We start from the raw sequence: 23,176 nt of genomic DNA on the forward strand, positions 1-23,176 counted from the left end.
GTGTCCCTGCCTACCACTTGGGTGGCTTGGCGTCGTCCCAGACGCCCTGGAAGCTCTCGGCGTAGGTCTCGAAGAGGTCGCCTCCGGAGAGGCGGCGCAGGTGCAGGACCGGGGCGTGAGCTGCCATGAAGCCGTGTACGTGGGTGTTGACCAGCATCTCGTCATCGAAGCGGTAGATCGAGTTGTAAAGCGTGGTGCGGTGGCACCTGACCTCGGCGTGGCCGGTGTCGGCCAGTGGCTTGAAGAACGCGAGGGCGTTGCGGACCTTGGCGGCGAGGGTGCCCTTGCCGATTCCCTCTTCCTCGCTGCGGCGGGCTACCTCGCGGCTGGCCGGGTCACCCAGGAGTAGGCGGATCTTGACGCCTGCCTCTGCCTTCTGGCGGAAGATCTCGATCAGGCTCGGGTTGTCGGTGAGGAACATGCCCGAGTAGATCAGGATCGAGATGTTCAGGCGGGCCTGGTCGACCAGGTGGGTCCACTGCTCCTGGGGGACGGAGTGGCGGTGCGGGTAGACCTGCACGACCTCCGATTGGGTGATCTCCTTCTTGGCCTCCGGGGCGAGCGCGTTGGGCCAGAGGTAGGTCTCGGCCTCCCTGACCATGGCGGCGATGGTGCGTCGGTGCCGGGGGTACGGGGTGCGGTCGAGGTTGATCCAGCGTTCGACCGTCTTGGGGTCCACGCCGGTGGCTTTGGCCACCTGGATGAGGTCGAAACCGTTGCGTAGCAACGAGTCTCGTAGGCGTTGGTTCGGCATGGCTCCCCCTGTGGAACGAGTTGGGACGACTTCAAGGTAGCGAAGACGTCTTTAGTTGTCCCGCTATGCGGTGCTGCCGTCCCCGACTTTTGCCGAAAGTGGTCGGTGTCGAGATGCCGGACAGCAGGTCCGGCCGACGCTGACGACAGGAGATCGGCTGTGGCGATCACGGGTGGGAGCAGGCTCCCCACGTCGCATGACTTCGTGTTCCCGCGTGGTGCGTTGGTGATGGGTGTTGAGCCAGTGCTCAAGTTCCAGTCCGCCGAGGAGCGGGCGAAGGGCCTGCCGGTGGAGCAGGAGAAGTACAAGGAGACCGGGCTGTTGGTGTGGTCGGTCCTGGTGATCGACCAGGCGGCCGAGCGGAAGACCGATGCGGCGGTGACGGTGAAGATCGCTGCTCCTCACCAGCCGGTTCCGCCGGAGGCGATTCCGGGGACGGATGTGCGGCCGGTGGTGTTCGAAGGGCTGACGGTGACGCCCTGGATCGACGACAAGGCGTGCCGGGGCAGCCACGGGGGTGAGCGGCACCGGTGCCGGGCCAAGCTCGGGTACAGCCTGCGCGCGTCCGGGATGAAGCCAGTCGTCGCCAAGCCCGCCTCCAAGGCCGCGTGACCCCGGTGGCGGACATGGTGCGTCTCCACGTGACCGCTGACCTGCCAATGCGGGTCGACCCGCTGGCGTTCGCGGGACGGGTCGAGGTCCGGTTCGGCAACGCGTTCCCGGCTGTGCTGCTGGTGGACCACGCGGCGCTACCGCGTCTGGTGCGTGGCCTCACCGAGGGGCAGGCGGCTCTCGAGCAGGTGGCCCCTCCGAAGGCGGGGCGGCACGTGCTGGTCGAGGAGGTCGATGATGACGCCACCGGGGAGGGTTGAGCTGATGGCCCTGTCGCAGGTGAGCGGCAACGTTGCCAGGGTCGTTGCCCGGTTCCCGGAGCTTCGTCGGCTGGTCGACCTCGAAGAGGCGGGCTGGTCGTTCATTCACCACCGGGACGCGGAGGGCGTCATGCAGGTCGACGCGTTCCGGGCCTGGCCTGATGGGTGGATGGACTGCCTCCGGGTTCGCTCGGCGACTGATGCGATGGGGCTGCGGTCGACCGGTGGGGACCCTCCTGCGTTGACGTGGGAGCGGACCGGGGATGTGGTCGAGGTGGTCGATGCGTTGATCGGGCTTCCAGCGCCGGGGGAGAGGACTGCTCCGCGGTTGGTGCGCGGTGTGGCTCCGCGGTTGTGGACGCCTGGGGGGCGGCGGTGACTGCGGAAGGGAAAGCCGTACGTCAACCGGCTCGGCGCTCGGTGTACTACCAGGTGTTGGGCGCGCATCTGCGGCAGTTGCGGCGTGGGCGGGGCGTCTCGGCGGTGGACATGGCCGAGCGGTTCGGGGTGTCGGTGGCGATGTTCTCCAAGATCGAGAACGGATTGCGGGGGCCGAGTCCGGCGGCGTTGGAGATGTACGCCGAGGTCACGGGTGTGCCGCTGCTGGAGCTGTTGGCCGGCGCGGCGGCGCGGCACCGGGAGCGGCTTGACCCCTTCGACCTGTTGTTGCGGGTGGAGCTGCCGGAGCACGTGCGGGCGTTGGACGGCCTGGCGCTGTACGCGGGCATCCCGGCGCGGCACATGCCCCGGTCGCTGCCACTGCGGCTCACCGACACCTCGGGCGTGATCTTCGGCGCGGCCGACGCCTACACACGCGGGAGCACCGCGGAAGTGGGTGATGGCTGAACCAAGTCCTGTTCGGACGGAACGCGCGAGCCGCTGTGGACCACGCGGCGATGCGGTGGAGCGGGTGACGGGAATCGAACCCGCATGACCAGCTTGGAAGGCTGGGGCTCTACCATTGAGCTACACCCGCGACGCGCCTACCGGGGTGGGCGCGCGGTTAGCTTAGCTGGTCGCGATAGGGTGAGGTGGACCGGGGCGTGGCGCAGTTTGGTAGCGCACCCGCTTTGGGAGCGGGGGGTCGCAGGTTCAAATCCTGTCGCCCCGACGGTCGCCCTGGCCAGCCTGGTGGTTGGTCAGGGCTTTTCGGTGGTAGCCCCGCTGCATGACCACAGCACCGTTCGAGCCCGACCCCGAGTTCGGGCGTCCTCGCATCGCCGCGGCCGACCCCGGGCTCGGGGCTCCCGAGCAGGAAGCCGGCTTCGGCGTCGACGGCGAAGAGCCCGATGTGGCCGAGGGCGAGAAGGACGCGGACTAGCCGCCCAGTTCGTTGACGGCGGTCGAGATGGCGGCGGCCTGGCGTTCCAGGTCGTCGTCGCTCGACTGCTCGTCCACGCCGCGGCCGAGGAGTTCGGCCCTCGACACCAGCAGCATCGCCCCGCGCAAGCGGTCCGTGTCGAGGTCGTCCACGGGCACCACCTCCAACCGTCCCTCGATCAGGACGAGGTTGGGGTCCGCCACGTCGGACTCCAGCAGTGCACGCAGATCACGAGCCTTGACGGTCATGCGTCCGGCCTACCCGGCACCCGCGTCGCGAAACGCGGGCCGTTCTTGAGCACACCCGCGCCTGGGCGCTCAAGAACGGCTCCCCAGTCTCATGCCGGTGTCGCCACCTGCTCGCTCACCACCTGCGCCGCCGCCGACACGAGTGCCGTCACGGACGGGTTGGTGGAGTTGTCCTGGCGCCACGCGAACTGGGTGTACACCCGGAACGGCGGGACCCAGGGCAGTCGGCACAGCCTGCCGTCGGCGAGCTCCGCCGCGACCGTCACCTCGGGGACAAGTGAGATCCCCAGACCCGAGGCGACCGCCCGCTTGGCGGCGTCGATCGAGTCGAGCGCCAGCACCGGCGACTTCGACTCGGCTTCCTGCAAACCCAGCGCCTGCTCGAACTGCTCGTAGTAGCTGGCGCCGTTCTCGGCCCGGATGAGCGTGCTGCCGCGCAGCTCGTCCTCGGTGATCACCGAACGCCTGGTGAGGGCGTGGGTCGGACCGGCCACCATGACCAGCGGCTCCGGGCAGAGCACCGTCGTCTCCAACCCCTCGCGGGGTTCGACGGAGCCGATGAAGAACGTGCAATCGAGTCGCCCTTCGCGCACCGAGGTCAGGTTGGCCTGGGTGTTCCGCGAGTGGAGCGAGATCTGGACGCTCGGGTAGCGCCAGCACATGTACTCGATCAGTGGTAGCAGACGGTAGTCGGTCAGACTCTGTGCGCTGCCGATGACCAGCTTGCCGTGCGGCTCGCCGTTCATCGTGATCGCTTTTCGTGCCTTGTCGGTGAGGGTGATGATGTTCCGCGCGAATGGCAATAGCTCGACACCGGCAGAGGTCATCTGGATGCCGCGCGGAAGTCGACGGAACAGGGGCACCCCGAGGGTCTCTTCGAGTGCCTTGATCCGGGTGGTGATGGTGGGCTGCGAGCAATTCAGCGTGGCGGCTGCCTTAGTGAAACTGCCCGTTTGAACCACAGTTGTGAACGCCAAAAGCTGACGCGTCTCCATGGAGCTCCCCAACGGTACGTAAAGTGGTCCACGAGAGGCCGGTGTGGGACGGCATCGTGATCTCCTGTGCGTGGCGGCAGTTGACCCTGGCTGCGCTTCTACCTGCGCGCGGCCCGGGGTCGATCAACATCGCCGCTCTACCGTGAGGCTGGGTGCCCGATGGGCGGGCGGTCGGCCCGCAACCCTTCGGACACCGGTAAGACAACCGGTGTTCAGGGATGGTCCTGGGTCGGTGGTCGGCAGCGGCGGAATGGATCTCATCGGGTCATCGGCACCTTGTCTGGTAGGTGGTTAAAGAGCTCGATGACATTGTCTCGCTCGTTCCTGTCGGTCCCGGTGCCGGTTGCGTCCGCTGCTGACCCCCCAGAACGTCCGGCAACGGGAATTAATCCCCGTCCAACATGCGGATCCCGGGCGTCACGCTACCTGAAACCCACACTAATGGACTACGGCGAGTGGAGTCATCTCGACAAGTGAAAACTTTCCGTCAGGCACTACTCCAAACGGCCCTAATTCACTCCTTCTGGCGAACGGTCGATCGACGGTGGTTGCGCAGCGTTAGTCGTGACTGCGACGAACGTGTTACACGATGCCGCGACGGCTGCGCACCGTGATGACGTGCCCCGGTGTGCCCCCGGCTCCCGCTGCCACTCGAACGGCGTAGTCCCGAACGCCCGCACTGGGCCGTTGGGCGGTACTCCTGCACCCGAATCGCACCCCGCGAGACCGCAAATTGCGGACAAGTGCCCCTTGACCGTCCAACCGCGTGAAGCGTCGCGCGAGGTGACGTCGGAGCGGCGGGCGGGACGCCGGGGGAGCCGGCGGGTCGTCGCTCGGACGACGCCGCGGGGCGCCTCGAAGCGGTGGAGGACCGGCCGGAGGGCCGGAATTGTGATGTCCGCCGCCCGTCCACCAGGCGGGCGGCGACCACCACATGAGACGGAGTGCTGGTCGAGGACGTCACATGAGTGACGCGACAACCACTCGCAACCACGTCGGAATTCGCCCGACATCACGAATTCCGCCACCGAGTGCGGCAAACCGATTCCCCGAACCCCGAATCACCGCAACAATGCGCCGACAAGCCCCGCGCCACGGCCGCCGCACCGCCGCTCCACCGCACGCCACCGGCCGGAGTCGGGGTGCGAGCGCCCCCGCGCCGGCCGACCGCCTAGACTCAGGCGGAATCCCGGCGCACCCCAGGCGCGTACCCGGGATGTTCCGCACGTCCTGCCCGTTACGAGGAGACCACGTTGAAGAGCACCGTCGAGCACCTGAGCCCGACGCGGGTCCGGATCAACGTCGAGGTGCCGTTCGACGAGCTCAAGTCGGACTTCGACCGCGCGTACCGCAAGCTGGCCAAGCAGGTCCGCATCCCCGGCTTCCGCCCCGGCAAGGCCCCCGCCCGCGTGTTGGAGAGCCGCATCGGCCGCGCGCCCGTGCTGGACGAGGTCGTCCAGGAGGCCATCCCGGCCAAGTACCTGGAGGCCGTCACCTCCGGTGAGCTGCGCACCCTGGGCCGCCCCGACTTCGAGGTGACCAAGATCGAGGACGGCGAGTCGCTGGCGTTCACCGCCGAGGTCGACATCCGCCCCGAGATCACCGTCCCGGCCTTCGGCGAGCTGACCGTCAGCGTCGACGACCAGGAGGTCACCGACGAGGACGTGGCCACCCAGCTGGACGAGCTGCGCGCCCGCTTCGCCACCCTCACCGGCGTCAAGCGCCCGGCCCAGAACGGCGACTTCGTCGTGGTCGACCTGTCGGCGACCGTGGACGGCGAGGAGGTCGAGGAGGCCAAGACCGCCGGCCTGTCCTACGAGATCGGCTCCGGCCAGCTCGTGGAGGGCATCGACGAGGCCCTGATCGGCGCCGCCGAGGGCGACTCCAAGAACTTCACCACCACGCTGGTGGCCGGCGAGCACGCGGGCCGCGACGCCGAGGTCACCGTCGTGGTGAACTCCGTCAAGGAGCGCCAGCTCCCCGAGCTGGACGACGAGTTCGCCCAGCTGGCCAGCGAGTTCGACACGCTGGACGAGCTGAAGGCCGACCTGCGCACCCGCCTCGGCCGCGTGAAGAAGATGCAGCAGGGCGTCCAGGCGCGGGACAAGGTGCTGGAGGCGCTGCTGGCCAGCGTCGAGGTGCCGCTGCCCGAGGCCGTCGTCCAGGGCGAGGTCGAGGCGCGGGCGCACGACGCCATCCACGCCCTCGACCACGACGAGGCGCGCTTCGCCGAGTGGCTGGCCGAGCAGGGCCAGTCCAAGGAGGAGTTCGACGCCGAGGTGCGCGAGACCGCCGAGCAGGCCGTCAAGACGCAGCTCGTGCTGGACGCCATCGCCGACGCCGAGCAGGTCAGCGTGTCCGACGCCGAGCTGACCGAGCGGATCATCTACCAGGCCCAGCGGTTCGGCGTGAGCCCGGACGAGTACGTCAAGCGCGCCCAGCAGTCGGGCCAGCTCGGCGCGATCTTCGCCGACGTGCGCCGCGGCAAGGCGCTGGCCACGGTGGTGCGCCAGGCCACCGTCACCGACTCCGCGGGCAACGCCCTCGACCTGGACGAGCTGTTCGGCGAGGTGCGGCCCGCGGCCAAGTCCACTGAGGAACCCGCGGCGGAATCCGCGTCGGCGGAGTGAAGCCCTGAGCGAACGCGGGCGGTGTCGGGACGTCGACGCCGCCCGCCTTCGTTAAGGTCGTTGCTAAGAGACTCTTTTCGGCACAGCCAGTCGGCACAGTTAGGCAGGCAGACGTGACGCAGCATCGCGGCTTCGTGGACAAGGTCATCAGCCGCGCCGGCCAGCCGACGACCAACTGACCGCGAGCAGAGCACCAGGAGACCTGAAGTGAGCCAGTTCCACGCGCCGCAGTCCCGGTACGTGCTCCCGTCGTTCGTCGAGCGCACGAGCTACGGCATCAAGGAGTCCAACCCGTACAACAAGCTCTTCGAGGAGCGCATCATCTTCCTCGGCGTGCAGGTGGACGACGCGTCGGCCAACGACGTGATGGCCCAGCTGCTCGTGCTGGAGTCGGAGGACCCCGACCGCGACATCCTGATGTACATCAACTCGCCGGGTGGCTCGTTCACCTCGCTGATGGCCATCTACGACACCATGCAGTTCGTCCGCCCGGACATCCAGACCTACTGCCTGGGCCAGGCGGCCTCGGCGGCGGCGGTGCTGCTCGCGGCGGGCACCCCCGGCAAGCGGCACGCGCTGCCGAACGCCCGCGTCCTGATCCACCAGCCGGCCACCGAGGGCGTCTACGGGCAGGTCTCCGACCTGGAGATCCAGTCCGCCGAGATCCAGCGGGTGCGCCGGCTGCTGGAGACCACGCTCGCGCGGCACACCAGCCGCACGCCGGAGCAGGTGCGCGCCGACATCGAGCGGGACAAGATCCTCACCGCCGCGGAGGCGAAGGAATACGGGCTGATCGACAGCGTTCTGCCCTACCGGAAGCTCTCGGCGAAGTAACGACGGCGTGGCGCCCGACACGCCGAGCTGACCAGGGGTCCTGTTCAGCCGAGCGTGTCGGGGGCACGCTGGTCCTCCCGCACAGGCGGGTAGGACAGGTACCGTCGAGGGGAACGGGCGGACCCCGCACCCAGCGGGCACTCGCCACATCACGCAGTCAGGCGCACCTCACCAGGTCGTGCGCCGGAGGGGACAGAGGTCAGCGGTCATGGCACGTATCGGTGACGGCGGCGACCTGCTGAAGTGCTCTTTCTGCGGCAAGAGCCAGAAGCAGGTGAAAAAACTCATCGCCGGACCGGGTGTCTACATCTGCGATGAGTGCATCGACCTCTGCAACGAGATCATCGAGGAAGAGCTCGCGGAGGCCGGTGACGTCAAGCTCGACGAGCTGCCCAAGCCCGCCGAGATCCACGAGTTCCTCGACCAGTACGTGATCGGTCAGAGCGAGGCCAAGCGCACGCTGTCGGTGGCGGTCTACAACCACTACAAGCGCATCCAGGCGGGTGACCGCGGGCGTGAGGGCCGCGACGACGGCGTGGAGCTCGCCAAGTCGAACATCCTCATGCTCGGCCCGACGGGCTGCGGCAAGACCTACCTGGCCCAGACGCTCGCGAAGATGCTGAACGTGCCGTTCGCCATCGCGGACGCCACGGCGCTGACCGAGGCCGGCTACGTGGGCGAGGACGTGGAGAACATCCTCCTCAAGCTCATCCAGGCGGCCGACTACGACGTCAAGCGCGCCGAGACCGGCATCATCTACATCGACGAGGTCGACAAAATCGCTCGAAAGAGTGAAAACCCGTCGATCACGCGCGACGTGTCGGGCGAGGGCGTGCAGCAGGCGCTGCTGAAAATACTGGAGGGGACGACGGCCTCGGTGCCCCCGCAGGGCGGCCGCAAGCACCCGCACCAGGAGTTCATCCAGATCGACACGACGAACGTGCTGTTCATCGTGGCCGGCGCCTTCGCGGGCCTGGACAAGATCATCCAGGACCGGGTGGGCAAGCGCGGTCTGGGCTTCGGCGCCGAGGTGCGCACGAAGGCGGAGGTCGACGCGGCGGACTACTACGCCGAGTCGATGCCGGAGGACCTGATCAAGTTCGGCCTGATCCCCGAGTTCATCGGTCGGTTGCCGATGGTCGCGAGCGTCACGAACCTGGACAAGGAATCCCTGGTCCGCATCCTCACCGAGCCGAAGAACGCGCTGGTCAAGCAGTACCAGAAGCTGTTCGAGATGGACGGCGTGGAGCTCGAGTTCACCCGGACCGCCATGGAGGCCGTCGCCGACCAGGCGATCCTGCGCGGCACGGGCGCGCGTGGCCTGCGGGCGATCATGGAAGAAGTCCTGCTGCCGGTGATGTACGACATCCCCAGCCGCACGGACGTCGCCAAGGTCGTCATCACGGAGCAGACCGTGAAGGAGAACGTCAACCCGACCATCGTCGCCCGGCAGCCCTCGCGCCGGGAGCGCCGCGAGAAGTCGGCGTGAGTTGTCCCTCCCGCACACGCTGATCCTGCACGGCCTGGGTGGTTCCGGGCCGGAGCACTGGCAGAACTGGTTGGCGGGCGAGCTGGCCCACCACGGCGGGTCGGTGGACCTGCCGTGGTTCAGCTCGCCCGACCGGCCCCGGCTGTCGGCGTGGCTGGACGAGCTGCGGTCGCACCTGGCCGCGATGCCGACGTCCTCGGGCGGCACGGGTTCCGTCGAACGGGTGGTTGTCGCGCACTCGCTGGCCGGGTTGCTGTGGCTGCACCACGCGGCGGGACCGTTCGACGAGTCGCTGCGGGTGGACCGGGTGCTCCTGGTCGCGCCGCCCGCGGTGGACTTCGCCGGTGAGCCGCTGATCTCCGAGTTCCTGCACCCCGCGCTCGACCCGGCGGCGGTGCGGCGCGCGGCCGGGTCGACGCGGCTGGTCGTCGGCGAGGGCGACCCGTACTGCCCGGTCGCCAAGGGCAAGGAGCTGGCCGAGGCGCTGCGGATCGAGGTCGACGTCATCGTGGGCGGCGCGCACCTCAACGTGGACGCGGGCTACGGCTCGTGGCCCGCGGTGCTGAAGTGGGTCCGCAGCGGACGGGTTCCGCTCACCCCGCGCTGACCACCACCCGGAACAGGGTGAACGCGGCCAGGAAAGGACCGGCCGCGAGGTCGGCCAGCCAGGCGTCGGCGGCGGGGCGGGTCAGGCGGCCCGCCCGGACGGCGCGGTGGGCGTTGCGGGTGAGGCCGAAGATCTCGTCGGCGGTGGTGAAGTCCCGGAGCAGGAGGACCTCGCCGTCGACCTCCACGACGGTCAGGCCGGCTGCTCCGGCGAGCCTGGCGAGCTGCCGGCCGACGACGGGGTTCGGCACGATCCGGTCGCACACGAACCGGGTGAACGCGAGGTTCGTCGCCACGGCGCCGGGGTCGACGGCGAGGGTTTCCCAGTCCGGTTGGGCCAGCACCGCGCGTCCTCCGGGACGCAGGACGCGGCGGACCTCGGCCAGCACGGCGGACGGGTCCGCCACCAGGTGGAGGACCCGGTCCACGCGCACGCGGTCCACGGAGCGGTCGTCGACGGGCAGCGCGTGGGCGTCGCCCTGCCGCACCTCCACGGGCAGTCCGGCGGTGCGCCGTTCCGCTTCCCCGACCATCGCCGGGTCGAGGTCCACGCCGATGACGGCGCCCGCGCGCTCGGCCATGGCGGGCAGGTCGGTGCCGGGTCCGCAGCCGACGTCGAGGGCGGTGTGGTCGGGCCGGAGGTCCAGCGCGTCCAGCAGGCGCCGCTTGTAGCCGCGGCCCGCTTCCGCCGCGTGGTCCAGGTAGGTGATGGGGTCCGGTCGCGTCGGCATGCGGCCAGGCAACCACAGCCGTGTGGAGGTCCGGTGGACGTCCGGTGCGGGTTCAGCGGGGGACGCGCTTGCCCAGGAAGCGGATGACGTCCGCGACGATCTTGCGGTAGAACGCGTCGTCGTGGCCGCCGGGCGTCACCGACGCCACGGCCAGGCGCGTGGAGGCGATGAACTTCCGGGTGCCCTCGATGAACCGGTCGCGGTCGCCCGTCCACACGCCGATCGGGGCGTCGCCGAGCTTGTCCAGGTTCTTCAGCGGGTCCAGCGAGGCCCACTGCTCGGGGCCGCGGAAGGCGTTGCGGGTCGACATCTCGGCCCACGTGGTGATCAGGGCGGGGGAAATGGCGGCGATGGCCTTGACCGGCTCGCGGCGCTCGTGGCGGCGGCGGCCGTAGAGGAGGGCGCCGAAGCCGCCCATCGACACGCCCACGCAGGCGAACGGGGCGCCGAAGCCGCGTTCGGCCAGCCAGCGGGGCACTTCTTCGAGCAGCATCCCCATCGGGTCGTCGCCGGGGACGTTCTCGTGCCAGTAGTGGTCGCCGCCGTCCACCGCGACGAAGCCGAACGGCGGGACCTGGCGCCGGCTCACCGCCCCGACCAGCACCTCGGACATGCCGCCGATGGCGGCCGTGCGGGCGGTGCCGAAGCGGCCGTGCAGGAGGATCGCCATCGGCAGGTCACGGGTGGGGACGCCGGGCGGGACCATGGTGAGCAGGTCCACGTCGCGGCCCCGGTGGTGCGAGCGGACGCGGTCCACCCGGACGACGGCGCGCTTCACGGCGGGCACCGGGCCGGCGACGCCGAGGACGTGCCGCAGGGCCTCGCCGAAGGGGGCGTTGCCGTGCAGGGCGGCGGTGAGGCCGGCGGTCGCCAGCACGCCTCCGCCCAGCGCGTTGAGCACGGTTCGCCTCGTGACCACTGGCCCTCCCCCCCCGACCGGTCCCCTCCACCACATCGCACGGGGCGGGGCGCGTGTTTCGGTCAGATCGCGGACCGCGCCCGGAGGGCCGCGATCCGTTCCCGCGAGTACCCGAGCCCTCGCAGGACGTGATCGGTGTGCTCGCCGAGCGCCGGCACGGAGCCGGGCGCCCACTCCCACGACGTCGAGTCGACGGGCGGGCGCAGGACGGTGACCTCGCCGTCCGGCACGGGCACGGTGGCGCGGCGCTCGCGGGCCGTCACCTGGGGGTGTTCGGGCAGGTCGGCGACGCTGCGGGTGCGGGCCGCGGGCACGTCGGCCCGGTCGAGCGCGTCCACCAAGTCTGCGGCCGCCCAGGCGGTGAAGTCCAGTTCGGCGTGCAGGGCCGCGCGGTGGGCCACGCGGGACGGGACGGTGGCGAACCGCGGGTCGTCGGCGAGGTCCGGACGTGCCAGCAGGGCGCACAGCCGCCGCCACTGCGGGTCGTTCTGGACGGCCAGGTGGACGGCGCCGTCCGCGCACGGGAACGGGCCGTACGGGGCGATGCTGGGGTGGTGCGCGCCGGTGCGGGGCGCGGCCCGGCCGGTGCCCGCCGCGTAGAGCATGGGCTGGTGCATCCACTCGGCCAGGGCGTCGAACAGCGACAGGCTCAGCGTGGTGCCCTCGTTGGTGCGGGCCCGGTGCAGCAGGGCGGCCAGCACCGCGGACTGGAGCTGGACGCCCGCCGCGATGTCGGCGACCGAGATGCCGGCGCGCGCGGTGACGTCGCCGTCGCCGGTCAGCTCGATGAGACCGGCCTCGGACTGCACCAGCGCGTCGAACGCCTTGCGCGACGTGTACGGGCCGGTGTCGCCGTACCCGGACAGCTCGCCGACGACCAGGTCCGGTTTGCGGGAGCGGAGTGACCGCGCGTCCACGCCCAGTCGACGCGCGGCGTCGGGCGAGAGGTTGCACAGGACCACGTCGGCGGCGGCGATCAGGCGGTCCAGCACCTCGCGGGCGTCCGGGTGCTTCAGGTCGAGCGTGAGGGACTCCTTGCCGACGTTCGTCCAGGCGAAGTAGGAGGAGACCGATCCGCACGACGTGTCGTAGTGGCGGGCGAAGTCGCCGCCGCCGGGTCGTTCGACCTTGACGACGCGGGCGCCGAGGTCGGCGAGCAGGCGCGTGGCGTAGGGGACGGCGACAGCCTGTTCGAGGCTGACGACCAGCACGCCGTCGAGCGGTCTCACGCCACCACGCGTCCGGCGCCGGTGTAGACGTTCATCGAGTCGCCGCGCAGGAACCCGACGAGCGTCACGCCCTGCTCCTCGGCCAGTTCGGCGGCCAGCGAGGACGGCGCGGACACGGCGGCCAGCACCGGCACGCCCGCCATCGCGGCCTTCTGCACCAGCTCGAATGACGCCCGGCCGGACACCACCAGCACCGTCCCGGTGAGCGGCACCCGGTTGTTCAGGACCGCCCAGCCGAGGACCTTGTCCACGGCGTTGTGCCTGCCCACGTCCTCGCGCACCACCAGGGATTCACCTGATGCGGTGAACAGTCCGGCGGCGTGGAGGCCGCCCGTGGAGGCGAACACCTTCTGCCGCGCGCGCAGGGCGTCCGGCAGTCCGCACAGCACGTCCACGTCGACCGTGGCGGGGTCGGCGGCGGGGGAGAAGCGGGTCTTCAGCTTCACCGCGTCCAGCGCCGCCTTGCCGCAGACGCCGCACGACGACGTCGTGTAGAAGTTCCGCTCCACGCCCGCCTCGGGCGGCGCGACGCCGTCGGCCAGCGCGACGTCCAGCACGTTGTACGTGTTCAGGCCGTCCGGGCCGGTGCCCTCGCAGAACCGCGCCACCGCCACGTCCTCGAGCCCGCCGATGACGCCCTCGCTGAGCAGGAACCCGTGCGCCAGCTCGACGTCGTGGCCGGGCGTCCGCATGGTGACGGCGAGGGCCTTGCCGCCGACCCGCAGCTCCAGCGGCTCCTCGGCGGCCAACGCGTCCACCTTCGAGCGGGACGTGCGCCCCTTGTAGGTGACGATCGGGCGACGCACGGTGACTCGCCCCATTGCGGTACTCCTCCTCCGGGTTCGTGTTCACCAGGTTACGTGTCGTCGCGGCCGGCTTAGAGTCGCCAGGGTGGATTACTACGACGTGGTGGTGGTCGGCGGCGGGCACAACGCGCTGGTCGCGGCGGCCTACCTGGCGCGGGCCGGCCGCACGGTGCTGGTGCTGGAGAAACTGGGCCACGTCGGTGGCGCGGCCGTGAGCGAACAGGCGTTCCCGGGCGTCGAGGCGCGGCTGTCGCGGTACTCGTACCTGGTGAGCCTGCTGCCGGACCGCGTCGTGGCCGACCTGGGGTTGCGGGTGGCGCTGCGGTCGCGCGCCGCCTCGTCGTACACGCCCGCGGGGAACCTGCTCGTGGAACGCGATCCCGGCCCGGCGACGGAGGCGTCGTTCCGCGCGCTGACCGGGTCGGACGCCGAGTGGGGCAACTGGCGGCGCTGGTACGGGGAGCTGGACGCGCTGGCGGGCGCGATCGCGCCGACCATGCTGGAACCGCTGCTGTCGCGCGAGGAGCTGCGCCGCCGCGTCGGGCCGGTGTGGGACGACGTGGTGGAGCGGCCGCTCGGCGAGGCGCTGGAGGAGCGGTTCGCGGACGACGTGGTGCGGGGCGTGGTCGCCACGGACGGGCTGATCGGCACGCACGCGTCGGCGCACGACCTGAAGGCGAACCGGTGCTTCCTCTACCACGTGGTGGGCAACGGCACGGGCGAGTGGCGGGTGCCGGTCGGCGGCATGGGCGCGGTGACGGCGGAACTCGTGCGCGCGGCCCGGGAGGCGGGCGCGGAGATCGTGACCGGCGTCGAGGTGACCGGGGTGTCGGCGGACGGCGTCACGGCGGAGGTCGAGTACGACGGCCGGGCGGTGGGCGCGCGCTTCGTGCTGTCCGGCGTGGCGCCGTCCACTTTGGACCGGTTGCGGGGCGTGGTTCCGCCCGCGGTGGCGGAGGGGTGCCAGGTGAAGGTGAACATGCTGCTGGAGCGGCTGCCCCGGTTCCGGAGCGGGGTGGACGCGCGGGTGGCGTTCGCGGGCACCCTGCACCTGGACGAGTCGTACGGGCAGCTGGAGGCGGCGTACCGGGAGAGCGCGGCCGGGGAGGTGCCGTCCGTGCTGCCGGCCGAGATGTACTGCCACACGTTGACCGATCCGTCGATCCTCGCGCCCGACCTGGTCGCCCGCGGGTGGCACACGTTGACGTTGTTCGGGCTGCACACGCCGGCGGCGTTGTTCGAGCACGACAACGACGCGCTGCGGGACGAGCTGGTCGGCCGCTACCTGGCCGGGTTGAACGCCCACCTGGAGGAGCCGATCGAGTCCTGCCTGGCGACGGACGCGAACGGCGAGCCGTGCCTGGAGGCGCGGACGCCGCTCGACCTGGAAGCCGAGATCGGGCTGCCGCGCGGGAACATCTTCCACGACGAGCTGGCGTGGCCGTTCGCGGAGGACGACGACGAGGTCGGCCGGTGGGGCGTCGAGACCGACGTGGCGAACCTGTTCGTGTGCGGGGCCGGCGCGCGGCGTGGCGGCGGGGTCAGCGGGATCGGCGGCCACAACGCGGCGATGGCCGTGCTGGCCCGTCCCTGAGGTCGGCGGGGCTCAGAGGCGGGCGAACAGCTCGGTGACGAGCTGCTGGGCGTGCTCGGTGCGCGCGCCCGAGAGCACGGTGATCTCGACCGTGCCGGCGCGGGCCACGACGGCGGTCCGCACCACCTCGCCCGTGACGGCGGTGGCGCGGTAGGCCTCGTCGTGGAAGCCGGGCAGGTCGGTGGCCCCCGCGTGGTCCGCCCGCCCCTCGGCGAACGACGCCGCGTCGGCCCCGGTCTCGAAGCGCACCTCCGCCGTGCCGCCGTCGTACGCGCAGCGGACGACGTTGCCGGTGATCGTCTGGCTCACCCGGCCCAACCGCAGGCGCAGCGCCGTGCCGACGACGTCCTCCGGCGCGTCGTCGCAGCTCACACCTGCCGAGTCGGTGGCGGGTGGCGCCGGTGGCGTCTGGGACGGCTCGGTGGTGGGCGGCGTGCTCGTGCACGCGCCGAGCGCGAGCAGTGCGACGGCGAGCACGGTCTTGATCACGGCGACTCCCGGGGCGGCGGTTGCCCGTAGTTCGCCCAACCGGCCACCCGCGTTACCGGTGGTGGCGGGCGCCCGGCCGACGACCGCCGCCGAACCCCGCTCAGGTCTCGACCTTCTCCAGCCGCACCACGATCGACTTCGACGTCGGCGTGCCCGACACGGCGGCGGTGGAGTCCAGCGGCACCAAGGGGTTCGCCTCGGGGAAGTACGCCGCCGCGCAGCCCTTGGCGGTCGGGTACGACACGACCCGGAACCGCTCGGCCCGCCGTTCGGTCACGCCCGTCGGGTCGTCCGGCCACTCGCTCACCAGGTCCACGTGGTCGCCGTCGCGCAGGTCCAGCGCGTCGAGGTCGTCCGGGCTGACGAACACCACCCGCCGCCCGTCCTTCACGCCCCGGTAGCGGTCGTCCAGGCCGTAGATCGTGGTGTTGTACTGGTCGTGGCTGCGCATGGTCTGCAGCAGCAGCCGGCCCGGCGGCACCCGCAGCACGGTCAGGTCGTGCGTCGCGAAGTGCGCCTTGCCGCTCCGCGTCCCGGTGAACTCGCGGGCGTCGCGCGGCGCGTGCGGCAGCACGAACCCGTCCGGCCGGCGGACCCGCTCGTTGTAGTCCGCGCACCCCGGCACGACCCGCGCGATCCGGTCCCGGATGACGTCGTAGTCCTTCTCGAACTCCTCCCACGGCACGGGGTGGTCGGGGCCGAGCACGGCCCGCGCCAGCCGGCACACGATCGACACCTCCGACAGCAGCCGGTCGCTCGCGGGCGCCAGGCGGCCCCGCGACCGGTGCACCACCGACATCGAGTCCTCGACCGTGACGAACTGCTCGCCGGTGTGCTGGAGGTCGCTCTCCGTGCGCCCCAGCGTGGGCAGGATCAACGCCGTGCGGCCGTGCACGACGTGCGACCGGTTCAGCTTGGTCGACACGTGCACGGTCAGGTCCAGCTTCCGCATCGCCGCCTCGGTCACCGCCGTGTCCGGCGTCGCGGAGACGAAGTTGCCGCCCACCGCGAAGAACACCCTCGCCGCGCCGTCGCGCATGGCCCGGATCGCCGCGACGGTGTCGTACCCGTGCTTGCGGGGCACCGTGACGCCGAACTCGGCCTCCAGCGCGGACAGGAACTTCTCCGGCATCTTCTCCCAGATGCCCATGGTCCGGTCGCCCTGCACGTTCGAGTGACCGCGCACGGGGCACAGGCCCGCGCCCGGCTTGCCGATCATGCCGCGCAGCAGCGCCACGTTCGCGATCTCGCGGATCGTCGGCACGGCGTGCTTGTGCTGCGTCAGCCCCATCGCCCAGCAGAAGATCGTCCGCTCCGACGTGGCCAGCATCCGCGCCAGCAGCTCCACCTGCGCCCGCGGCAGGCCGGTCGCCTCGTCGACCGCGTCCCAGTCCAGCCGGCGCACGTGGTCGGCGTACTCGGCGAACCCCTCGGTCCGCTCGGCCACGAACTCGCGGTCCACCGCGTCCCACGACAGCAGCAGGTTCCCCACCGCCTGGAACAGCGCCTGGTCGCCGCCCAGCCGGATCTGGAGGAACTCGTCGGCCAGCTGCGTGCCCGCGCCGACCAGCCCGCGCACGTTCTGCGGGTTCTTGAACCGCAGCAGCCCGGCCTCCGGCAGCGGGTTCACCGCCACGATCCGCGCCCCCGCCTTCTTGGCGTCCTCCAGCGCCGACAGCATCCGCGGGTGGTTCGTGCCCGGGTTCTGGCCCACCACGACGACCAGGTCCGCCCGCGCGAAGTCGTCGATGCCGACCGAGCCCTTGCCGATGCCGGTGGACTCCGACAGCGCCGCGCCCGACGACTCGTGGCACATGTTCGAGCAGTCCGGCAGGTTGTTCGTGCCGAACGAGCGGACCAGCAGCTGGTAGAGGAACGCGGCCTCGTTGCTGGTCCGGCCGGACGTGTAGAACACCGCCTCGTCCGGGCTCGCCAAACCGTTCAGGTGGTCCGCGACCAGCTCGAACGCGTCGCTCCACGTGATCGGCTCGTAGTGCGTCGCCCCGTCCCGCAGCACCATCGGCTGGGTGATCCGGCCCTGCTGGCCCAGCCAGTAGTCGGACTTGCCCGCCAGGTCGGCGATCGGGTGCGCGGCGAAGAACTCCGGCCCCACGCGCCGGCGCGTCGCCTCCTCCGCCACGGCCTTGGCGCCGTTCTCGCAGAACTCGGCGAGCTTGCGGTGGCCCTGCGGCTCCGGCCACGCGCAGCCGGGGCAGTCGAAGCCCTCGCGCTGGTTGAGCAGCCGCAACGTCGTCGCGGTCCGGGTCACGCCCATCTGCTCGACGCCGCGCTTGAGCGACACGGCGACACCGGGGAGGCCCGCCGCCCAGCGCTTGGGTTCGCTCACGTCGAGCCGGGACTCGTCGATGTCGTGCCGGGGAGGCTTGCGGTCCATACCCCATAGTGTGCCGCCGGCGCACCCCGCGCGAGCACGCCGGCGGTCCGTCCGATCGCCGGTCGTGCCGAGGCCGACGCGGGACCGCTGTCACGGGCCCCAAGGGGTTGCGATCGGCCCGTGAATCCGGCGTCCTCACCTGCGGCGAGTCCGGTGATCAAGCTCAATTGTGAGCCGCGCCACAATTGAGCGAATCGTCCGAACGGGTGACCCCGTCGGTGCGGTCAGTCCGGACAGCCGTCGACCGGGGACGACGGGGAGCCCAGGTCGAAGTCCAGGCCCGGCGGCAGACCCGGCTCCGAGAACGCGGGCGCCAGGAACCCGCGCTTCGCGGCCGAACACCCGATCGAGTGAAACGTGCCCAGCGACGAGTCCGCCCACAGCCCCGCCACGCCCGGGTCGCCATCGCGCACGGCGTACCTGACCTGGAACCGCGACAACGCCACCACGTCCAACGGCCCGCGCACGTCCTCCGGCCGCTCCGGGGCGAACGCGTACGCGAACGTGTAGTCCGTGCGGACCACCAGCTCACCCTGCGGCCCCACCTCGGCGACCATCTCGCCCCGCGCCCGCGGCGGCACGTCCGCCAACCGCGCGCCCCGGTCCACCCGCGTCACCACCAGCGCCGCCTCGCCGTCGTTGCGGCCGTCGAACAGCACCCGCAGCGACTCCGCCAGGTCCGGCGCGAACAGCCCGAAGAACGGCTCCAGGTCGTGGTCGCGCACCACCCGCGGGTCGAGCCGCGCCGCCACGACCGCCTGCCGCACCCGCGCGTAGGCGTCCGCGACCTGCTCCGCCGTGAAGCCGCCCACCGTCGCGGGCTCCGGCGCCACCACCCCCGCCTCCCCCTCCGCCCACGCCGCCGCGGCCGTCCCCGCGAACGGCTCCGACAGGTCCACCGGCCGACGCTCCGCCGGCGACCCCGACCCCGGCTCCGACCCCGGCTGCGACGCGAACACCGCCCACGCCAGCGCCACCGCCGCCACCACGATCGCCAACCCGCCCCAGAACCGCCGCCGCGGCAGCCTCGGCAACGTCCGCAGCCGCCTCACCCGCGCCTCGCGCTCGGCCCGCCGCACGGCGTCCCGCGCCCACCCCGCGTCTCGCAGGTCCGGGTGGTCCTCGATCCGGTACTCGTCCACGTGCGCCCCCAGTCGCCGAGCCTTGCCGAAACCGCTAGCAGGTATCTGGTTAGAAGTCGATACCCGCTCCTCCGTAGACTTCGCCCGTGACCGAGACGCCCACCGCACCCCAGCGAACCGAACTCCCTCCGGCGTGGAACCCGGCCGAGGTAGAGGCCGGGCTGTACGAGCGGTGGGTCGAGCGCGGCTACTTCACGGCCGACGCGACGAGCGACAAGCCGCCGTACACGATCGTCCTCCCGCCGCCGAACGTCACCGGCAGCCTGCACATGGGCCACGCGCTCAACCACAGCGTGATGGACGCCCTCACCCGCCGCCGCCGGATGCAGGGCTACGAGGTCCTGTGGCTGCCCGGCATGGACCACGCGGGCATCGCGACGCAGAACGTGGTCGAGCGCTCGCTCGCCGGCGAGGGCATGTCCCGCCACGACCTGGGCCGCGACAAGTTCGTGGAGCGGGTCTGGGAGTGGAAGGCCGAGTACGGCGGCAAGATCCTCAACCAGATGCGCAGGCTCGGCGACGGCGTCGACTGGTCCCGCGAGCGCTTCACCATGGACGAGGGCCTGTCCCGGTCCGTCCAGACCATCTTCAAGAAGCTCTACGACGAGGGCCTGATCTACCGGGCCGAGCGGATCATCAACTGGTGCCCGCGCTGCCAGACCGCGCTGTCCGACATCGAGGTCGACCACTCCGACGACGAGGGCGAGCTGATCTCGATCCGCTACGGCTCGGGCGAGAACTCGATCGTGGTCGCGACGACGCGCGCCGAGACGATGCTCGGTGACACCGCCGTGGCGGTCCACCCGGAGGACGAGCGGTACCAGCACCTCATCGGCACCGAGGTCGAGGTGCCGCTGACCGGCCGGTTCGTGCCGGTCGTCGGCGACGAGCACGTGGACCCGGCGTTCGGCACCGGCGCGGTCAAGGTGACCCCGGCGCACGACCCGAACGACTTCGAGATCGGCCAGCGCCACGACCTGGCCGCGCTGACCGTGATGGACGGCCGCGGCGTGATCACGTTCAACGGCCCGTTCGACGGCCTGGACCGGTTCGAGGCGCGTCCCGCCGTCGTGGCAGCCCTGCGCGAGATGGGCCGGATCGTCGCCGAGAAGCGGCCGTACACCCACTCGGTCGGCCACTGCTCGCGCTGCGACACGGTCGTCGAGCCGCGCCTGTCCATGCAGTGGTGGGTCAAGGTCGAGCCGCTGGCGCGAGCCGCCGGCGACGCCGTCCGCGACGGCCGCACCACGATCCACCCGGCCGAGCTGTCCAAGCGCTACTTCGACTGGGTGGACAACCTGCACGACTGGTGCATCTCGCGCCAGCTCTGGTGGGGCCACCGCATCCCGGTCTGGTACGGCCCGAACGACGAGGTCGTGTGCGTCGGCCCGGACGACGAAGTCCCCGGCGAGGGCTGGGTGCAGGACGAGGACGTCCTCGACACGTGGTTCTCCTCGGCGTTGTGGCCGTTCTCCACGCTGGGCTGGCCCACGCAGACCAGCGACCTGGCGAAGTTCTACCCGACCAGCGTGCTGTCCACCGGCTACGACATCCTGTTCTTCTGGGTCGTCCGGATGATGATGTTCGGCCTGTACGCGATGGACGGCAAGCAGCCGTTCGACCACGTCTTCCTGCACGGTCTCATCCGCGACCAGCACGGCAAGAAGATGTCCAAGGCGCGCGGCAACGGCATCGACCCGCTCGACTGGATGGACGCCTACGGCGCCGACGCCACCCGGTTCACGCTGCTGCGCGGCACCAGCCCCGGCTCGGACCTCGCCGTGGCGGAGGAGTGGGCGGCGGGCTCGCGCAACTTCACCACCAAGCTGTGGAACGCCACCCGGTTCGCGCTGAGCAACGGCGCCACCGTCGACCGGCCCCTCCCGCCGCGCGACGAGCTGACCGACGCCGACCGCTGGATCCTCGACCTGCTCGACCAGCTCGTGTCCGATGTGGACGGCCAGTTCGAGGCGTTCCAGTTCGCCCGCCTCAGCGAAGCGCTCTACCACTTCACCTGGGACGAGTTCTGCGACTGGTACCTGGAGCTGGCCAAGGTCCAGATCGCCGAGGGCGGCGCCCGCGCCGAGGCCACCCAGACCGTGCTCGGCCACGTCCTCGACGTGGTGCTGCGGCTGCTGCACCCGCTCACGCCGTTCATCACCGAGACCCTGTGGACCACGCTGACCGGCGGCGAGTCCCTGGTCGTCGCCGACTGGCCCAAGCCCACCGGGATCGAGCGCGACGAGGTCGCCGCGTCCCGCGTCGAAGGCCTCAAGAAGCTCGTCACCGAGATCCGCCGGTTCCGCTCCGACCAGGGCCTCAAGCCCGCCCAGAAGGTCGCCGGCAAGGTGCGCGGCGCGTGCTGCGTCGACCTGACCGAGCAGGTGGCCGCGGTGCGGTCCCTGACCCGGATGACCGAGCCCGGCGACGACTTCTCCGTCAGCGTCTCGCTCGACGTCGGCCTGCCCAAGGGCACCGTCAAGGTCGAGCTCGACTTGTCCGGCGCGGTCGACGTCGTCGCCGAGCGCAAGCGCCTCGCCAAGGACCTCGCCGTCGCCGAGAAGGAACGCGCCCAGTGCGAGGGCAAGCTCGGCAACGCCGCGTTCCTCGACAAGGCGCCCGCCGACGTCGTCGCCAAGATCCAGGCCCGGCTGGCCGCGGCCAACGCCGAGATCGAGCGCATCCACACCCGCCTCGAAACCCTGCCGCAGGACAACTCGTGAGCGGGTTCGAGACCGGGGCCCTGGAGGAGCTGCGGCAGGTCGAGTCGGAGCTGAACACGCGCTGGCCCGAGACCAAGATCGAGCCCAGCCTCGACCGCATCCGGGCGCTGGCCGACATCCTCGGCGACCCGCAGGCGACGTACCCCGTGGTGCACGTCGGCGGGACGAACGGCAAGACGTCCACGTCCCGCATGATCGACGCCCTGCTCACCCGCATCGGGCTGCGCACCGGCCGGTACACGAGCCCGCACCTGCAGCTCGCCACCGAGCGGATCAGCGTCGACGGCGCCCCCATCCCGCCCGAGCGGTACGTCGAGATCTACCGCGACGTCGAGCCGTACCTGTCGATCGTCGACGCGCGCGGCGACGTGCCGATGAGCAAGTTCGAAGTGCTCACCGGCATGGCGTTCGCCGCGTTCGCCGACGCCCCCGTGGACGCCGCCGTCATCGAGGTCGGCATGGGCGGCTCGTGGGACGCCACCAACATCGCCGACGGCCGGATCGCCGTCATCACGCCCATCGGCCTCGACCACGTCGAGTACCTGGGCGGCGACCTCGCCGGCATCGCCGAGGAGAAGGCCGGGATCATCAAGCCCGACGCCGTCGCCCTGTTCGCGCAGCAGGACCCCGCCGTGGAGCAGGTGCTGCTGCGGCGGTGCGCCGAGGTGGACGCGTCCGTCGCCCGGTTCGGGTCGGAGTTCGGCGTCATCCAGCGCGACATCGCGGTCGGCGGGCAGATGCTGCGCCTGCAAGGGCTCGGCGGCGAGTACGACGAGGTGTTCCTCCCGCTGCACGGCGCGCACCAGGCCGCCAACGCGGCGCTGGCGCTGGCCGCCGTGGAGGCCTTCTTCGGCGCCGGGGCCGACCGGCGGCTGGACGTCGACGCGGTGCGCGAGGCGTTCGCCACGGTGTCGTCGCCCGGCCGGCTGGAACGCGTCCGGTCCGCGCCCACCGTGCTCGTCGACGCCGCGCACAACCCGCACGGCGCCGAGGCGTTGGCGAAGGCGCTGGACGAGGAGTTCGGCTTCCGCAAGCTCGTGGCCGTCGTCGGCGTGATGCAGGAGAAGGACGCCGTGGGCATCCTCAGCGCGCTCGAACCGGTGGTGCAGGAAGTCGTGCTGACGTCCAACTCCTCGCCGCGCGCCCTGGACCCCGACCTGCTCGCCGGGATCGCGGTGCCGATCTTCGGCGAGGACCGGATGGTCGTCCAGCCCCACCTCGTGGACGCGATCGAGGAAGCCGTGCGGCTGGCCGAGGAGAGCGATGACGGTGACGTGGTGTCCGGTGGCGGCGTGGTCGTGACCGGCTCCGTCGTCACGGCGGGCGACGCGCGCGCCCTGTTCGGCAAGGAGCCGTCATGACCACCGGCCCCGACCCGGACGCCGCTTCGAACCCCGCT

21 protein-coding genes and 2 tRNA genes are annotated in these 23,176 nt (G+C 71.2%); 12 read left to right on the top strand and 11 right to left on the bottom strand.

Going from position 1 to position 23,176, the window contains the following annotated elements; all coding sequences use genetic code 11:
- Positions 1-10: 10 nt before the first annotated feature.
- Entirely contained in the window at positions 11-754 is a 744-nt protein-coding gene (locus tag ACRAKH_RS06570; RefSeq protein WP_380718756.1) for a DUF5919 domain-containing protein, read from the bottom strand.
- Between the two features lie 159 nt (positions 755-913).
- Here ACRAKH_RS06570 and ACRAKH_RS06575 point away from each other — a divergent pair, with 159 nt between their 5' ends.
- The 3 genes from ACRAKH_RS06575 (at position 914) to ACRAKH_RS06585 (ending at position 2,472) form a co-directional block, all read left to right on the top strand.
- Positions 914-1,366 (top strand): hypothetical protein, encoded by a 453-nt coding sequence (locus tag ACRAKH_RS06575; RefSeq protein WP_447009684.1) that lies wholly within the window; start codon positions 914-916, stop codon positions 1,364-1,366.
- 29 nt (positions 1,367-1,395) lie between these two features.
- Positions 1,396-1,626 carry a hypothetical protein gene (locus ACRAKH_RS06580; protein ID WP_380718761.1) on the top strand — a complete coding sequence of 77 codons (231 nt, stop codon included), beginning with the start codon at positions 1,396-1,398 and terminating at the stop codon, positions 1,624-1,626.
- Positions 1,627-2,061: 435 nt separating this feature from the next.
- Positions 2,062-2,472 (top strand): helix-turn-helix domain-containing protein, encoded by a 411-nt coding sequence (locus tag ACRAKH_RS06585; protein WP_380718763.1) that lies wholly within the window; start codon positions 2,062-2,064, stop codon positions 2,470-2,472.
- A 56-nt stretch (positions 2,473-2,528) separates the two neighbouring features.
- On the opposite strand, the gene ACRAKH_RS06590 is transcribed toward ACRAKH_RS06585, so the two are convergent.
- Positions 2,529-2,602 (bottom strand) — tRNA-Gly (locus ACRAKH_RS06590).
- Positions 2,603-2,663: 61 nt separating this feature from the next.
- Here ACRAKH_RS06590 and ACRAKH_RS06595 point away from each other — a divergent pair.
- Positions 2,664-2,737 (top strand) — tRNA-Pro (locus tag ACRAKH_RS06595).
- Between the two features lie 57 nt (positions 2,738-2,794).
- Positions 2,795-2,947, top strand: coding sequence for a hypothetical protein (locus ACRAKH_RS06600; protein WP_380718766.1), 153 nt, complete (start codon positions 2,795-2,797; stop codon positions 2,945-2,947).
- On the opposite strand, the gene ACRAKH_RS06605 is transcribed toward ACRAKH_RS06600, so the two are convergent.
- Positions 2,944-3,195, bottom strand: a complete 252-nt coding sequence (locus tag ACRAKH_RS06605; protein WP_380718767.1) for a hypothetical protein — start codon at positions 3,193-3,195, stop codon at positions 2,944-2,946. The two genes, ACRAKH_RS06600 and ACRAKH_RS06605, sit on opposite strands and share 4 nt — an antisense overlap.
- A gap of 89 nt (positions 3,196-3,284) precedes the next feature.
- The gene (locus ACRAKH_RS06610) at positions 3,285-4,190 is read right to left on the bottom strand and encodes a LysR family transcriptional regulator (RefSeq protein WP_141978685.1); all 906 of its coding nucleotides are present in this window, start codon (positions 4,188-4,190) and stop codon (positions 3,285-3,287) included.
- Positions 4,191-5,443: 1,253 nt separating this feature from the next.
- Here ACRAKH_RS06610 and tig point away from each other — a divergent pair.
- The 4 genes from tig to ACRAKH_RS06630 all read left to right on the top strand — a co-directional run bounded on the left by tig (position 5,444) and on the right by ACRAKH_RS06630 (position 9,750).
- The gene (gene tig, locus ACRAKH_RS06615; RefSeq protein WP_380718769.1) at positions 5,444-6,820 is read left to right on the top strand and encodes a trigger factor; all 1,377 of its coding nucleotides are present in this window, start codon (positions 5,444-5,446) and stop codon (positions 6,818-6,820) included.
- Between the two features lie 207 nt (positions 6,821-7,027).
- Positions 7,028-7,654 (top strand): ATP-dependent Clp protease proteolytic subunit, encoded by a 627-nt coding sequence (locus ACRAKH_RS06620; RefSeq protein ID WP_380718772.1) that lies wholly within the window; start codon positions 7,028-7,030, stop codon positions 7,652-7,654.
- 208 nt (positions 7,655-7,862) lie between these two features.
- Positions 7,863-9,143, top strand: a complete 1,281-nt coding sequence (clpX, locus tag ACRAKH_RS06625) for an ATP-dependent Clp protease ATP-binding subunit ClpX (RefSeq protein ID WP_380718774.1) — start codon at positions 7,863-7,865, stop codon at positions 9,141-9,143.
- A 1-nt stretch (position 9,144) separates the two neighbouring features.
- The gene (locus ACRAKH_RS06630; RefSeq protein ID WP_380718775.1) at positions 9,145-9,750 is read left to right on the top strand and encodes an RBBP9/YdeN family alpha/beta hydrolase; all 606 of its coding nucleotides are present in this window, start codon (positions 9,145-9,147) and stop codon (positions 9,748-9,750) included.
- On the opposite strand, the gene ACRAKH_RS06635 is transcribed toward ACRAKH_RS06630, so the two are convergent.
- From ACRAKH_RS06635 to fdhD, 4 genes are all read right to left on the bottom strand, one after another.
- The gene (locus tag ACRAKH_RS06635) at positions 9,737-10,480 is read right to left on the bottom strand and encodes a methyltransferase domain-containing protein (RefSeq protein ID WP_380718777.1); all 744 of its coding nucleotides are present in this window, start codon (positions 10,478-10,480) and stop codon (positions 9,737-9,739) included. The two genes, ACRAKH_RS06630 and ACRAKH_RS06635, sit on opposite strands and share 14 nt — an antisense overlap.
- A 52-nt stretch (positions 10,481-10,532) precedes the next feature.
- A complete protein-coding gene (locus ACRAKH_RS06640; protein ID WP_380718779.1) occupies positions 10,533-11,399 on the bottom strand; it encodes an alpha/beta hydrolase in 867 nt (288 codons plus the stop codon).
- 62 nt (positions 11,400-11,461) lie between these two features.
- A complete protein-coding gene (locus tag ACRAKH_RS06645) occupies positions 11,462-12,628 on the bottom strand; it encodes a CaiB/BaiF CoA transferase family protein (protein ID WP_380718780.1) in 1,167 nt (388 codons plus the stop codon).
- Positions 12,625-13,449, bottom strand: coding sequence for a formate dehydrogenase accessory sulfurtransferase FdhD (gene fdhD, locus ACRAKH_RS06650; RefSeq protein WP_380718782.1), 825 nt, complete (start codon positions 13,447-13,449; stop codon positions 12,625-12,627). The genes ACRAKH_RS06645 and fdhD overlap by 4 nt, the downstream gene beginning before the upstream one ends.
- Positions 13,450-13,519: 70 nt before the next feature.
- Here fdhD and ACRAKH_RS06655 point away from each other — a divergent pair, with 70 nt between their 5' ends.
- Positions 13,520-15,028 carry a phytoene desaturase family protein gene (locus ACRAKH_RS06655; RefSeq protein ID WP_380718783.1) on the top strand — a complete coding sequence of 503 codons (1,509 nt, stop codon included), beginning with the start codon at positions 13,520-13,522 and terminating at the stop codon, positions 15,026-15,028.
- A 12-nt stretch (positions 15,029-15,040) separates the two neighbouring features.
- On the opposite strand, the gene ACRAKH_RS06660 is transcribed toward ACRAKH_RS06655, so the two are convergent.
- The 3 genes from ACRAKH_RS06660 to ACRAKH_RS06670 form a co-directional block, all read right to left on the bottom strand.
- Positions 15,041-15,517, bottom strand: a complete 477-nt coding sequence (locus tag ACRAKH_RS06660) for a hypothetical protein (RefSeq protein WP_380718785.1) — start codon at positions 15,515-15,517, stop codon at positions 15,041-15,043.
- A gap of 100 nt (positions 15,518-15,617) precedes the next feature.
- Positions 15,618-17,912: an FdhF/YdeP family oxidoreductase gene (locus ACRAKH_RS06665; RefSeq protein WP_380718787.1), complete on the bottom strand. Its 2,295-nt coding sequence runs from the start codon at positions 17,910-17,912 to the stop codon at positions 15,618-15,620.
- Positions 17,913-18,136: 224 nt separating this feature from the next.
- Complete coding sequence (locus tag ACRAKH_RS06670) at positions 18,137-19,054, bottom strand: hypothetical protein (RefSeq protein WP_447009685.1); 918 nt, start codon at positions 19,052-19,054, stop codon at positions 18,137-18,139.
- A gap of 86 nt (positions 19,055-19,140) precedes the next feature.
- On the opposite strand from ACRAKH_RS06670, the gene ACRAKH_RS06675 reads away from it, so the two are divergent.
- Together ACRAKH_RS06675 and folC are read left to right on the top strand one after the other, a co-directional pair.
- Positions 19,141-21,777 carry a valine--tRNA ligase gene (locus ACRAKH_RS06675; RefSeq protein ID WP_380718791.1) on the top strand — a complete coding sequence of 879 codons (2,637 nt, stop codon included), beginning with the start codon at positions 19,141-19,143 and terminating at the stop codon, positions 21,775-21,777.
- Positions 21,774-23,138, top strand: coding sequence for a bifunctional tetrahydrofolate synthase/dihydrofolate synthase (gene folC, locus ACRAKH_RS06680; protein WP_380718793.1), 1,365 nt, complete (start codon positions 21,774-21,776; stop codon positions 23,136-23,138). The genes ACRAKH_RS06675 and folC overlap by 4 nt, the downstream gene beginning before the upstream one ends.
- Positions 23,139-23,176 lie beyond the last annotated feature (38 nt).

Source organism: Saccharothrix hoggarensis, from assembly GCF_052936025.1.

Excerpts from the sequence above, each read along its gene's own strand:
- ACRAKH_RS06635 (WP_380718777.1), bottom strand. The coding sequence starts at position 10,480 with ATGCCGACGCGACCGGACCCCATCACCTACCTGGACCACGCGGCGGAA.
- ACRAKH_RS06665 (WP_380718787.1), bottom strand. The coding sequence starts at position 17,912 with ATGGACCGCAAGCCTCCCCGGCACGACATCGACGAGTCCCGGCTCGAC.
- ACRAKH_RS06570 (WP_380718756.1), bottom strand. The coding sequence starts at position 754 with ATGCCGAACCAACGCCTACGAGACTCGTTGCTACGCAACGGTTTCGAC.
- ACRAKH_RS06600 (WP_380718766.1), top strand. The coding sequence starts at position 2,795 with ATGACCACAGCACCGTTCGAGCCCGACCCCGAGTTCGGGCGTCCTCGC.
- ACRAKH_RS06605 (WP_380718767.1), bottom strand. The coding sequence starts at position 3,195 with ATGACCGTCAAGGCTCGTGATCTGCGTGCACTGCTGGAGTCCGACGTG.
- clpX (WP_380718774.1), top strand. The coding sequence starts at position 7,863 with ATGGCACGTATCGGTGACGGCGGCGACCTGCTGAAGTGCTCTTTCTGC.
- fdhD (WP_380718782.1), bottom strand. The coding sequence starts at position 13,449 with ATGGGGCGAGTCACCGTGCGTCGCCCGATCGTCACCTACAAGGGGCGC.
- ACRAKH_RS06610 (WP_141978685.1), bottom strand. The coding sequence starts at position 4,190 with ATGGAGACGCGTCAGCTTTTGGCGTTCACAACTGTGGTTCAAACGGGC.